8 protein-coding genes, 1 tRNA gene, 4 pseudogenes and 2 riboswitches are annotated in these 12802 nt (G+C 50.2%); of the genes and pseudogenes, 6 read left to right on the forward strand and 7 right to left on the reverse strand.

The window, feature by feature from the left end; translation table 11 throughout:
- A pseudogene (locus ACTBDZ_RS01785) lies at positions 1-70 on the forward strand (surface-adhesin E family protein); the annotation flags it as partial.
- Positions 71-125: 55 nt separating this feature from the next.
- On the opposite strand, the pseudogene ACTBDZ_RS01790 reads toward ACTBDZ_RS01785, so the two are convergent.
- Positions 126-1281, reverse strand: a pseudogene (locus ACTBDZ_RS01790) (ABC transporter substrate-binding protein); the annotation flags it as partial.
- A gap of 660 nt (positions 1282-1941) precedes the next feature.
- Between ACTBDZ_RS01790 and adhE the strand changes: the two are divergent.
- Positions 1942-4594 (forward strand): annotated as a pseudogene (gene adhE, locus ACTBDZ_RS01795) (bifunctional acetaldehyde-CoA/alcohol dehydrogenase).
- A 103-nt stretch (positions 4595-4697) separates the two neighbouring features.
- Here the strand turns inward: adhE and ACTBDZ_RS01800 are convergent.
- Positions 4698-5306 (reverse strand): thymidine kinase, encoded by a 609-nt coding sequence (locus ACTBDZ_RS01800; protein ID WP_438814005.1) that lies wholly within the window; start codon positions 5304-5306, stop codon positions 4698-4700.
- A gap of 612 nt (positions 5307-5918) precedes the next feature.
- Here ACTBDZ_RS01800 and hns point away from each other — a divergent pair.
- Positions 5919-6326 (forward strand): histone-like nucleoid-structuring protein H-NS, encoded by a 408-nt coding sequence (hns, locus tag ACTBDZ_RS01805; protein ID WP_222160708.1) that lies wholly within the window; start codon positions 5919-5921, stop codon positions 6324-6326.
- 115 nt (positions 6327-6441) lie between these two features.
- Here the strand turns inward: hns and galU are convergent, their stop codons facing one another.
- From galU to rssA, 3 genes and pseudogenes are all read right to left on the reverse strand, one after another.
- Positions 6442-7356 carry a UTP--glucose-1-phosphate uridylyltransferase GalU gene (gene galU, locus ACTBDZ_RS01810; protein WP_438814006.1) on the reverse strand — a complete coding sequence of 305 codons (915 nt, stop codon included), beginning with the start codon at positions 7354-7356 and terminating at the stop codon, positions 6442-6444.
- A 236-nt stretch (positions 7357-7592) separates the two neighbouring features.
- Positions 7593-8603: pseudogene (gene rssB / locus ACTBDZ_RS01815) on the reverse strand (two-component system response regulator RssB); the annotation flags it as partial.
- Positions 8604-8720: 117 nt separating this feature from the next.
- Positions 8721-9635 carry a patatin-like phospholipase RssA gene (gene rssA / locus ACTBDZ_RS01820; RefSeq protein ID WP_438814007.1) on the reverse strand — a complete coding sequence of 305 codons (915 nt, stop codon included), beginning with the start codon at positions 9633-9635 and terminating at the stop codon, positions 8721-8723.
- Between the two features lie 151 nt (positions 9636-9786).
- Here rssA and ACTBDZ_RS01825 point away from each other — a divergent pair, with 151 nt between their 5' ends.
- From ACTBDZ_RS01825 to ACTBDZ_RS01835, 3 genes are all read left to right on the forward strand, one after another.
- Positions 9787-10257, forward strand: a complete 471-nt coding sequence (locus ACTBDZ_RS01825) for a YchJ family protein (RefSeq protein ID WP_438814008.1) — start codon at positions 9787-9789, stop codon at positions 10255-10257.
- 140 nt (positions 10258-10397) lie between these two features.
- A complete protein-coding gene (gene purU / locus ACTBDZ_RS01830; RefSeq protein WP_438814026.1) occupies positions 10398-11246 on the forward strand; it encodes a formyltetrahydrofolate deformylase in 849 nt (282 codons plus the stop codon).
- A gap of 156 nt (positions 11247-11402) precedes the next feature.
- Positions 11403-11487 (forward strand) — tRNA-Tyr (locus tag ACTBDZ_RS01835).
- 78 nt (positions 11488-11565) lie between these two features.
- Here ACTBDZ_RS01835 and ACTBDZ_RS01840 read toward each other — a convergent pair.
- Positions 11566-11781 (reverse strand): hypothetical protein, encoded by a 216-nt coding sequence (locus ACTBDZ_RS01840; protein WP_438814009.1) that lies wholly within the window; start codon positions 11779-11781, stop codon positions 11566-11568.
- Positions 11782-11943: 162 nt separating this feature from the next.
- Positions 11944-12570 (reverse strand): trimeric intracellular cation channel family protein, encoded by a 627-nt coding sequence (locus tag ACTBDZ_RS01845; RefSeq protein WP_438814010.1) that lies wholly within the window; start codon positions 12568-12570, stop codon positions 11944-11946.
- A 22-nt stretch (positions 12571-12592) separates the two neighbouring features.
- A riboswitch (glycine riboswitch) is annotated at positions 12593-12703 on the reverse strand.
- A riboswitch (glycine riboswitch) is annotated at positions 12704-12796 on the reverse strand.
- Positions 12797-12802: the final 6 nt, after the last annotated feature.

Below are 12802 nucleotides of genomic sequence, written 5' to 3' on the forward strand. Positions count from 1 at the left end.
CATGGCGATGGTCAAAGCGCTTAACCGGATCACGCTATTAGGAATGCCGAACAGTATTCGCATCACGTAACAATCGACCCGATGGGGCACAGTCGTTACAAGTTCTGATTTATTCAACAAAGCCGTGTATACCCCGCTTCGGTTAACAACCGTTTTGCTTCAGCATTGCGTTTTTCCTGCGGCCAGGTAAACCACTCCGGCTCGCTGGCCTTTAAACCATCAATATACGGTGGTACAAATCCATAGGCAGGCATACCACCTTGATTTTTGACCTTGTTGGTTAAAATTGTCTGATCGAGCCCTAAACGCAGCGCCTGACGCACTCGAACATCGGTAAAAGGCGCACGCTGGTTATTAATTTCATAATAATAAGAGCACAAATACGGTGTCACCTTCACCTCATTGGGTATTTCCTGCTTCATTTTTTGAAACAGTTCAATCGGTAAATTGGTGTAGGTGATGTCAATTTCACCGCTGCGATAGCGATTTACGTCCGTCACTTCTGAGGAAATGGGTAAATACGTCACTTGCTCGATAGTCGTGTGGGCATTATCCCAATAATGTGGATTGCGTACTAAAATCAGGCGTTCATTGACAACCCAATTTTTCAAGGTATAGGCACCGTTCCCCACCCAATGTTGCGGTTGGGTCCATTTCTCACCGACTTTTTCAACGGCGGAGCGATTAACGGGCGACATGGCAGGATAAACAGGAAGTTTATCAAAATAAGGCACCGCTTCACTCAGCGTCACCTCCAGCGTATGGTCATCCACGGCTTTGACGCCCAGCGTGTCCGGCGTTTTCTTGCCGGCAATAATGTCGTCAATGTTAACGATATGTCCGTATTGCAGGTAACTGGCGTAAGGCGAGGCCGTTGCCGGATCGGCTAATCGCTGCCAACTGTAAACAAAATCCTGCGCGGTAACGGGATCGCCATTCGACCAGCGCGCGTCTTTGCGCAAATGAAACGTCCAAACGCGGAAATCTTTATTTTCCCAACTCTCGGCTACACCGGGCACCATTTTTCCATTCGGATCGGTAATCACCAGCCCTTCCAGAAGATCGCGTGAGACGTTGGACTCTGGCACACCTTCTATTTTATGCGGATCGAGGGAGGCCACTTCCGCACCGTTGTTTCGCACAAGCACCTGAATCTTTGGCTAACGGAGTGTCGGGCGGCGGTGCCGCATACGCGACAAGCGCCCCGCTCCCCCAACAGCTAAGCAACAATGCCACTGTTGCGGCAAGCCGTGCTGTCCCCGTATGCCATTGACGTCGTATTTGCGCCGAATCTCCTGTTTGTGAAACAGCGTAACCTGATAATCCGTTGTCCATATATCCGGTCCTCTCTATGTTATCACATTGATATAAAATGGGTTCCTTCAAAGCTAATGGCCATGAGGGAAATGCAAGACGTATCCTGGAAGCGCTTCAAACGTTATTCTGGTCGACGGCTACCCGTTCTGAGATGACGCTGATAAACGACGGGTTATTCTCACGCAAATAACAGGTGAATAATTTTATGGTAATCGAAATATTCAGAGAATAATCCAAAAATTTTCTCACATATGGCAGGTTATAAATATCAACAAACACAACAATTGTGCTACAAATAACCACAAAAATTAACTATTCGACCTGCTGAATGGAGTCAGCATTTTTGAATCGGGAGGAAGATCACACAAAAGACACCCACTAATGGGTATGTTGCCTTCACAGTGTCAAACAGAAGATGTGGAATGAACCACCATCCCCCACGGAGAAGAGAGGAGATTACGCCACCGCTGGCCACAGCCCTTTCAGGCAATGAGTAGGTTAACCATGCGTTCAGCCACGAATGCTATCCCGTTATCTATACTTAGTGTTTTGCAATAATGATTTGGCTACAAATGGTTTGTCAGATCATTGCCTGAAAGAGTTTAACATTATCAGGAGAGTATTATGGCCGTAACAAACGTTGCTGAACTTAACGCATTGGTTGAACGCGTCAAGAAGGCACAGCAGGTCTTCGCCAATTTTACTCAAGAGCAAGTTGATCAAATCTTTCGTGCCGCCGCCCTCGCCGCCGCTGACGCCCGTATTCCGCTGGCCAAAATGGCGGTGGCGGAATCAGGTATGGGTATAGTGGAAGATAAAGTGATTAAAAACCACTTCGCTTCTGAATATATCTACAATGCTTATAAGGATGACAAAACCTGCGGTATTTTGTCAGAGGATGACACCTTCGGCACCATCACCATCGCCGAACCGATCGGATTGCTGTGCGGGATTGTACCAACCACAAACCCGACCTCCACCGCCATTTTCAAAGCACTTATCAGTTTGAAAACCCGCAATGGCATCATCTTCTAGCCGCACCCGCGCGCCAAGAATGCCACCAATAAAGCCGCAGACATCGTGCTTCAGGCCGCCATCGCTGCCGGCGCGCCGAAAGACATTATTGGCTGGATTGATGAGCCTTCCGTAGAATTGTCCAACCAGTTAATGCACCATCCTGACATCAATATGATCCTCGCCACCGGCGGTCCCGGCATGGTAAAAGCCGCTTACAGTTCCGGCAAACCGGCCATCGGGGTGGGCGCTGGCAATACACCGGTGGTGATCGACGAAACGGCGGACATCAAGCGCGCCGTTGCCTCGATTCTGATGTCGAAAACGTTCGATAACGGTGTGATCTGCGCATCTGAACAGTCGGTGATTGTGGTAGACAGCGTTTACGACGCAGTGCGGGAACGTTTTTCAACCCACGGCGGCTATCTGCTGCAAGGTAAAGAGCTCGAAGCAATCCAATCGATTATTTTGAAAAATGGCTCGCTCAACGCGGCGATTGTAGGTCAGGCAGCACCCAAAATCGCTGAAATGGCCGGTTTTACCGTGCCCGCAGGTACTAAAGTCCTGATTGGTGAAGTGGTTAACGTGGATGAGTCAGAACCCTTTGCCCACGAGAAACTGTCGCCAACGCTTGCCATGTACCGCGCCAAAGATTTTGACGACGCCGTCGCCAAAGCCGAAAAATTGGTCGCCATGGGCGGTATCGGTCATACCTCGTGCCTGTATACCGATCAGGATAACCAGTTAGCACGTGTCAACCACTTCAGGGCGATGATGAAAACTGCGCGTATTCTACCTCTCAGGGCGGTATCGGCGATCTGTACAACTTTAAGCTGGCACCGTACTAACACTAGGCTGCGGTTCCTGGGGCGGTAACTCCATTTCAGAAAACGTCGGACCCAAACACTTGATTAACAAGAAAACGGTAGCCAAGCGAGCTGAAAATATGTTGTGGCACAAACTTCCGAAATCCATCTATTTCCGTCGTGGCTCCTTGCCCATCGCACTGGAAGAAGTGGCCGAGGATGGCCACAAACGCGCCTTTATCGTGACTGACCGTTTCTTGTTTAATAACGGCTATGTGGATCAAATCTCTTCGGTACTGAAACAGCACGGAATGGAAACCGATGTTTTCTTTGAAGTAGAAGCCGATCCGACGCTGAGCATAGTGCGCAAAGGCGCGGAACAGATGCAAGCGTTCAAACCTGATGTGATCATCGCACTCGGTGGCGGGTCGCCGATGGACGCGGCCAAAATCATGTGGGTCATGTACGAGCACCCGGATACCCATTTCGAAGAGTTGGCCCTGCGTTTTATGGATATCCGCAAACGTATCTACAAATTCCCGAAAATGGGTGTGGAGGCGAAGATGATTGCCGTTACCACCACCTCCGGCACCGGCTCTGAAGTGACGCCGTTCGCCGTAGTAACGGATGACGCCACAGGGCAAAAATACCCGCTGGCTGACTATGCGCTCACCCCGGACATGGCGATCGTTGATGCAAATCTGGTGATGAACATGCCAAAATCCCTGTGCGCCTTTGGCGGTCTGGATGCGGTGACCCACTCACTGGAAGCCTACGTATCGGTGCTTGCCAACGAATATTCCGACGGGCAAGCGCTACAGGCATTGAAGCTGCTCAAAGAGAACCTGCCAGCCAGCTACCGTGACGGTGCGAAAAATCCGGTCGCGCGTGAACGCGTTCACAACGCCGCCACCATCGCCGGTATCGCCTTTGCCAACGCCTTCCTTGGGGTCTGCCACTCCATGGCGCACAAGCTGGGTTCTGAGTTCCATATTCCGCACGGTTTGGCTAATGCCCTGTTGATCGCTAACGTCATTCGTTATAACGCGAACGACAACCCGACCAAGCAAACCGCATTCAGTCAATACGATCGCCCACAAGCTCGTCGTCGTTATGCTGAAGTGGCCGATCACCTGGGACTGAGCGCACCCGGCAATCGCACCGCAGCGAAGATTGAGAAGCTGTTGACCTGGTTAGATGAAATCAAAACTGAACTGGGCATCCTGACCTCGATTCGCGAAGCGGGCGTGCAGGAAGCCGATTTCTTGGCAAAAGTGGACAAGCTGTCTGAAGATGCCTTTGACGATCAGTGTACCGGTGCTAACCCGCGCTATCCGCTGATCGCTGAGCTGAAACAGATCATGCTGGGCACTTACTACGGTCGTCCGTATACGGAAAGTGTTGAAGAAGAGAAAGCACCGGCCAAAGCCGAGAAAAAAGGTAAAAAGGCTAACTAAGAAGCGATAACACACCCTTGCCGTTAAGGTAGGGGTTTCTTTCTTCCCCCAGCGACGCACCGCTTCGCTGGGGTTTTTTATCCGCCTATTTTCTATCTGCCGCCTATTGTCTATCTGCCGATAGTGACGCATGGGTTAATCCCAATGCGCTTTTGTAATGTTTGCTGCAGACTGACACATAGCGCTCATTGCCGCCGATCACCACCTGTTCACCTTCACGCAGCGGATTGCCCTGCGCGTCAAGCCGCAGCACCCTATTCGCTTTGCGCACGCAATGACAGACCGTTTTCAACTCGATCAGCTTATCCGCCCAGGCGAGCAAATACTGGCTGCCGGAGAATAATTCGCCCTGAAAATCAGTACGTAGGCCGTAACACAGCACCGGAATATCCAATTCATCGACAATGTCTGACAGTTGGTTCACCTGCTCGCGGGTTAGAAACTGACACTCATCGATTAATATACAGTGCACAGGCTGCTCACGTTGCACATTAACCAACAAGGTAAACAAGTCAGTTTGTAAATTAAACACCAACGCTGGGGCGGAAAGTCCAATACGCGAGCTGACCCGCCCGATACCATCACGGTGGTCTATTTCAGCCGTTAAAATCAGCGTCCTCATCCCCCGTTCCTGATAGTTATAAGAGGACTGTAATAATGCGGTAGACTTTCCCGCGTTCATTGCCGAGTAATAAAAATAAAGTTGTGCCATGTTTATAACCCCAAAAGAGCGCTTTACCCGCGCAACGCGCGGCGGCGTATTGTATCATATTTTGAAATAACCTACGTGCCCGCTTGCCTATGCTGCCCCACGCTCTGTGAGAGACAACACGTCGGGATAGTGACGCCATCACCGCCACAATGGCGTTGGTAATCGACGTATATAAGGCAATCGGCAATTGCGAAAATTCCTATACTGAGGAAAACATTAACAGCATGAGAGATATTTAGCGTAAATAATTAGCATTGTATGATGCCGACCAAACCGACCTGAAATCGCCCTCTTCTGAGTAAGGGAACGAGTAACTTGATTTGTGTTTATCAACGCTGACAACAGGTAAACGTTTCGGGTATAAAAAATGCTTATATCGCATCCTGTCAGCATCGCCGCTAACCGTTTTAACGCAGCGTGCGGAGTAATACTCAAGTAACAGGTATTTCATTTGTTAACAATGTGCTTTTATTTACCTTAGCAGCAACGTGATATCGGTTTTAAAAACGCTATTTTTTAACAATCTTACAAATTTGACTATTGCAGAAAATAAAATAGCCATCTATTATCACCCTACATACGCCACAAATAATATTATTTGAGATTATCACAATGAGCGAAGCACTAAAGGTTCTAAACAACATCCGTACTCTGCGCGCCCAAGCGAGAGAATGCAGCCTGGATACTTTGGAAGAAATGCTGGAAAAACTGGAAGTCGTTGTCAATGAGCGTCGTGACGAAGATAATCAGGCTCAGGCAGAAATCGAAGAACGTACCCGTAAATTACAGCAATATCGTGATATGTTGATTGCTGATGGCATTGACCCGAATGAACTGTTGCAATCCTTGGGCGCAGCAAAAACTCCGGGCAAAAGCAAACGCGCTGCACGCCCGGCAAAATATCAATATACTGATGAAAACGGCGAAGCAAGAACCTGGACTGGCCAAGGCCGCACCCCTGCCGTGATCAAGAAAGCTATTGAAGAGCAAGGTAAATCTCTGGACGATTTCCTGCTGTAATTCCCACTCGGAATTGTTGTGCTTATTTAACAAAAAACCCCCGTTTAACGGGGGTTTTTATATCCATTTTTCGTGACGCCCCACGAACCACAAGGCAAAGCGCCATAGAATCAGGTTATTTCACATCATTTTCATTAACGGTTTCATTAAGCCATGCTGCAAAATCATTACCCAGCGTATTGTGACGCAGGCCGTATTCTACAAATGCACGCATGTAACCCAATTTGTTTCCGCAGTCATGACTTACACCTTTAAGGTGGTACGCTTCCACGGTTTCTTTTTCCATCAACATGGCAATGGCATCCGTTAACTGGATTTCATTACCCGCTCCCGGCGGTGTTTTTTCCAGCAGAGACCAAATATCAGCCGAAAGTACATAGCGACCGACAATAGCCAAATTAGAAGGTGCCTCTGACGCCTTGGGTTTTTCCACTACGCCCACCATCGGTGCACTGTCTCCAGGCTGTAATGTCTGCCCTTTGCAATCAACAACACCATAGCTGCTGACTTCTTCAACCGGTTCAACCATAATTTGGCTGTGACCCGTTTCAGAAAAACGTGCCAGCATTTCACTCAGGTTGTCTTTCTTCAGATTGGATTCAAATTCATCAATGATAACGTCGGGCAAAATAACAGCGACGGGTTCATCCCCCACTAAAGGGTGTGCACACATGACAGCGTGCCCCAATCCTTTCGCCAGTCCCTGACGCACTTGCATGATAGTGACATGTTTCGGGCAAATAGACTGAACTTCTTCCAACAGTTGACGCTTAACGCGCTTTTCCAGCATCGCTTCCAGCTCAAAACTGGTATCGAAGTGGTTTTCAATGGAATTCTTGGATGAGTGTGTAACTAAAATGATTTCGTTCAAGCCTGCGGCAATACACTCATTGACGACGTATTGAATGAGCGGCTTATCAACCAGCGGCAACATTTCTTTTGGAATCGCTTTTGTTGCCGGCAGCATCCGAGTCCCTAGCCCTGCGACGGGGATGACCGCCTTTTTAACTTTTTTATTCACCGTTGACATAACAACCTCTGATATACCGTTCAAATAATGAACTTTATTGCCGGGTTTAATTCGGGGTACACCAGCCTGCTCGGCCAGAGACGACACCCGGTAAACGCGATGGCTATGATAAAAATAAAACAACGCTTTATATAGTAGGAAATAAAAATTAATTACGAAAGCGAAGAGTATGCAACAAATTGCATGATGAACGCCTATCAGACTATTCCGTAGGTCTCATCACACTGCGTAAGCCTTCAATCTGTTGATAACATCAGTCGTAAGCGTCCACCGCGCCCCCAGACCTGACATTCAAAAGCGGCGCACTCATAGTTTAATTGGTTAAGATATGCTCCATCGAGGGTGCCGAGCGGAATACCATTGTTTAACACCAACTGTTCCTCTCCTGCGTTCAGCATGGCATGTAAACCGGCTGAAATAAGGATGAGCCGTTGCAATCCTCGGTGATAGTAACCCACCAGCAGCGGGAAACGCCCATTAAGATTGGCCTGGCGCAGCAATTGGTTGACCTGTCGCAACAAGACAGGCAATTCGGGTAGGCGGTGTTGCTGGTTAGCCAGATGCTCTTGTAACAACCCGTTAAACAGTGTGCGCAGCAGCAGAGCTGCCAGCGTGCCGTTATTGTTCACGGCTTGCGTCACATCAAGACAATAGAACGCCAAGTCATCATCAGACAACGCGGCAATATCCAGCACCAGCCCCGGTTGCTCCAATGACGTCAATTGACGGTAACGCACGCTGCAACCTGCCATTTTTTGTTGCACCGGAGGCTGTAGCTGCGCCAGCAGTTTATTGACCGCATCTGGCGATTGATTGAGTGAATCCATATCCTCCATCAACTGCTCAACTTCGCTCAGTTGAGAGGTAAACATATCGGGATACATGCAGGTCATCACGGCTTCGCGCAAGCGTGCATAATCGCGGATAGGTTTAAGCATCACGTCCTGCACGCCCAGGCGCAGCACTTTGGCAACATCCCCCATCTGACTGGTGGCAGACACCACCAGAATGGGCGTGCGATTATCTTGCAACCTGAGCGTTTCAACGAACTCAATGCCCCCCATTAGCGGCATTTCCAAATCGCACACGATCAAATCAGGGCGATAGCTTTGCATTATGGCTAATGCATCCACCCCATTGACAGCTTCACGCACAGACGCACCCAGCGATGTCAGATAGCCAGCGATCACGGAACGAAATACCGCCTCATCTTCAACAATCAAAATGTGCTTATCTGTTAATGGCTGACCCCATTGATGACCTCATACGTCAACTTCATGCATATTCCCTCGCGTTGTTCGGCCTTAACTCCTGCCACTCTACACTTTTACCCTTGTTGATACTTATCAGGCGCTGCTACTCCACTAGCCTGCGTCTCGGGTTACCAGCAGTTGTAATTCATCTTGCTTTTTCTCCACGGCCAGTCGCCCTGCGGCAATCGCCTCTTGCGCACGGTGAAAATCCAGCGTGGCAATTTGTGGACAATAGGGCTGCATCACCACATCAGGCGGATCGCCAGCCATACGATGCATTTTTAAACGGTTTTCCAGCACCTGAATGGAGGCCGTCATGATATCCATCGCTGAAGGTGCACGGTTGGCACGCTGACGCTGCAACCCCATGGACAAGCGCTGCCGGAGCTTGTGCTGCCAGTTGAGCGGCGTAGAATCCGCATGCGTCTCTTCAGCCATCGCGGCCACGGACAGCATGTCGTCATGTCCCAGCGTCGCGTTATGCTGCAAATCCACAGCAATCACCACGTCAGCGCCCAGTGCGCGAGCCAGAGAAACCGGCACCGGGTTCACCACAGCACCATCAACCAGCCAATAGGCATTGTGTCGCACGGGCGCAAGCAACCCCGGCATACTGCATGAGGCGCGGATCGCATGGTGCAGATCGCCCTCGGTAAGCCACAGTTCTCGCGCCGTTGTCAGATTGGTGGCCACTGCCCCGAACTTGATAGCACACTCGTCGATCTGCTGGGTACGCAAGATGTGTCGCACCTGGTTAAATACCCGATCGCCGCGCAATAACCCGCCACGCTGCCAGGAAAGATCCATCAGGCGAATCACATCCCAATGATGAAACCCACTCACCCAGCGCGCCATGGAATTCAAGCGATTGGTGGCATACGCTGCACCCACCAAGGCTCCCACCGAACAGCCCGCTACCACATTGACCACAATGCCCATTTCAGTCAATGCCTGAATGACACCACTATGGGCCCATCCTTTCGCCGCGCCCGATCCCAGCGCCAAATCAATCTTTCTTTGCTTCATGATATCCTTCTCATCTCGCTATTCATTTTAGCGCACATTGCCACTCACCGAGATTGTTAGGTAACATATCGCCACGACGTTGAGTTATTTTCACGCAAATATCGATATTTTTTAATTTTTTTTACTGTTAGTCATACATCCAGGAGTTACCGTGCCGCAAAGCTGTCCCTGCGGGAGTGGTAAGCAGTATACCGCATGCTGCCTTCCCTATCTGCAACGCACCGACATCGCACCAACACCAGAAGCATTAATGCGTTCACGCTATTGTGCTTACGTAGTCCATGATGTTGATTATCTTATCGCTACCTGGGATCCTGCGCTTCATCCTGAAAAATGGCGTTCTTCAATCACCGAAAGCGCTCAGGATACGCAGTGGCAACGATTGAATGTGCTGGCTACCAGCCCAGGACGCGATACGGATGAAGGCTATGTCGAATTCGCTGCGCGCTATACCGACACCTCACAGCCAGAGCGCACATCGCTGATGCGCGAGCGCTCACGCTTCCTTAGCCGCCTCGATCGCTGGTACTATGTAGACGGCGTACATCTGCAAACGGGCAGAAACGATCGCTGTCCGTGCGGTTCGGACAAAAAATACAAACAATGCTGCGGGCGTGGATAGGCGCGTAATGTAAGGCAAAAAATGTAACCCGGTGGCATGCTTCCCCTTATCGCGGCGATAAATCGCACGAACGTGGCAGCTTTCGGGGATGATGACAGACGATTTTGGACAGGGTTCTTATTTCCATGCAATCCCAAACGATGCAATCTCAGGCAATACAACGAAAAGTGTTGCGTACCATTTGCCCCGATGCAAAGGGGCTTATCGCAAAAATTGCCAACATCTGCTACAAGCACGAATTAAACATTGTTCAGAACAATGAGTTTGTCGATCACCGCACCGGGCGCTTTTTCATGCGTACCGAATTAGAGGGGATCTTCAATGATACTACGCTGCTGGCCGATTTAGACGGCGCGCTGCCGGAAGGCTCCGTGCGCGAACTGAGTGATGCAGGCCGCCGTCGTATCGTGGTTCTGGTCACCAAAGAAGCGCATTGTCTGGGCGATTTGCTAATGAAGAGTGCTTACGGTGGCCTGGATGTTGAAATTGCCGCCGTGATTGGCAACCACGATACGTTGCAAACGCTGGTTGAGCGTTTTGATATCCCGTTCCATCTGGTGAGCCATGAAGGACTCTCACGTGAAGCGCACGACCAGTTGATGATTGAGCAGATTGATGCGTACAAACCGGATTACGTGGTATTGGCCAAATACATGCGCGTTTTGACGCCTGCTTTTGTGCAGCACTATCCGAATCAGGTGATCAACATCCACCACTCGTTCCTCCCTGCGTTCATCGGCGCACGTCCATACCATCAGGCCTATGAGCGCGGTGTGAAGATCATCGGTGCGACCGCCCACTACGTGAACGACAACCTGGATGAGGGTCCGATCATCATTCAGGATGTGATCAACGTGGATCACACCTATACCGCCGATGACATGATTCGTGCAGGCCGCGACGTCGAGAAAAACGTGCTGAGCCGCGCCCTGTACCGCGTGCTGGCACAACGGGTTTTCGTTTACGGTAATCGCACCATTATTCTTTAAGCCGCTGTTTTTCCACTCAATGTTGAGTGGAAAACCCGCAAGGCGTGTGAAAAAACAGCAAACAAACGCGTTTTTTTGCGTTCGGGCTTTACAGGGGCGTCGCATTTGATATGATGCGCACCGCTTACCAAGAAAGCGCACAATCAGTTAGGCCATGGTGGGGTTCCCGAGCGGCCAAAGGGAGCAGACTGTAAATCTGCCGCCACAGACTTCGAAGGTTCGAATCCTTCCCCCACCACCATCTCTTACCATCCATTTCACCATACTGTTTTCACAATTCATTTGGCTTCCCGGCTGGCACCTAAATTTTACGTTACCCTTATAACGCTTTTTGCTCATGGTATTTACCGTACTCTTTTTTACAGACAAAAGAGCCGGACAGCATGAACAAGGTCAGCACGGCCAGTGTAACCAGTGTCAGCTCTGCCCCCATGAATCCTAGAGAATACCCGGCCACCAGGCTACCAACACCGGCACTGATTTTCACCAACGTCCCGCTCACCGCAGAAACCCTTGCTGCCAGTTTGAGCGGCATCTCCTGAAGGGTGAATACGTGATACCTGACATTCCATATCCCCCCATAATGGCTTTAAAGACAAACAGCACAAAGATCAATACGGGATCGGTGAAAACGAGAAATCCAAAGAAAATCGTTACACCGTTTTATTCCCGATTACGGTGCGGTTCACCACATCTCTCAGGTTTTTCCTTTCCAACTGCCCGGCGAGTAGGAAAACACCGGCAGTTGCCATGACCACCGGATCGCCGCCAGACGCAGCGAAAGCCCCAAGGTAAACGACACCAGCAGATTAATATCGTGGTTGACCTGTAACGCTTTCAGCCCGAGATAAAGCAGCGCCACCAGCAGTGATACGCTGGCATAGAGTTCCTTTCTGAGCACCATCGGCGTGCGGTTACAAAAGATGTCGCGCAGAATACCACCGAAGATCCCGGTGACAATCCCGGCCATAATAACCACGGTAAAGGAGTAGTTCAGCTTCTGCGCCACATTGCAGCCAATAATGGTAAAGGCAATCAGCCCCATGGCGTCAAGGATCAGGAACAGTCGATGCAGGTGGTGCATGATGCGGGCAATCACGATAGTGAACAGGCCTGCACCAATCGTCAGATAGATGTAACCGGGGTGTTGCGTCCAGCCAATGGGATAGTTGCCGAGCAGGATATCACGGACAGTGCCACCGCCCAGAGCGGTGATAAAAGCGATCATCGTCACACCGAAAATATCCATGTTCCTGCGTCCGGCGGCCAACGCGCCAGACATGCCTTCTGCGGTAATTGCGATCAGATAGATGTAAGTAAGCACACAAGTTTTCCTGTGAAATGTGCCTCTCCCCCTGTCCGTTTTACCTGAGAGTTTATGCAGCTCACGCCGCTTTCCCCTCCGGTGGGTGGCTACGCCAATAAACAACGTGCACACCGCTCTCCAGTCGGCGTATTAACAAAGTGCAGTAAGGTGGCCTGAGCGATTATGGGAGTTTGCGCCTTCGGCGGGTCGCGCGTTGCGCGGTCCTCTCTCCTGCGAGCTGCGAAGTATA

Source organism: Symbiopectobacterium sp. (assembly GCF_051710365.1).
GTDB lineage: Bacteria > Pseudomonadota > Gammaproteobacteria > Enterobacterales > Enterobacteriaceae > Symbiopectobacterium.

What these genes read in the sequence shown, in the direction of transcription:
- ACTBDZ_RS01800 (WP_438814005.1), bottom strand. Translation starts at nt 5,306, where the DNA reads ATGGCACAACTTTATTTTTATTACTCGGCAATGAACGCGGGAAAGTCT.
- hns (WP_222160708.1), top strand. Translation starts at nt 5,919, where the DNA reads ATGAGCGAAGCACTAAAGGTTCTAAACAACATCCGTACTCTGCGCGCC.
- galU (WP_438814006.1), bottom strand. Translation starts at nt 7,356, where the DNA reads ATGTCAACGGTGAATAAAAAAGTTAAAAAGGCGGTCATCCCCGTCGCA.
- rssA (WP_438814007.1), bottom strand. Translation starts at nt 9,635, where the DNA reads ATGAAGCAAAGAAAGATTGATTTGGCGCTGGGATCGGGCGCGGCGAAA.
- purU (WP_438814026.1), top strand. Translation starts at nt 10,398, where the DNA reads ATGCAATCTCAGGCAATACAACGAAAAGTGTTGCGTACCATTTGCCCC.
- ACTBDZ_RS01840 (WP_438814009.1), bottom strand. Translation starts at nt 11,781, where the DNA reads ATGCCGCTCAAACTGGCAGCAAGGGTTTCTGCGGTGAGCGGGACGTTG.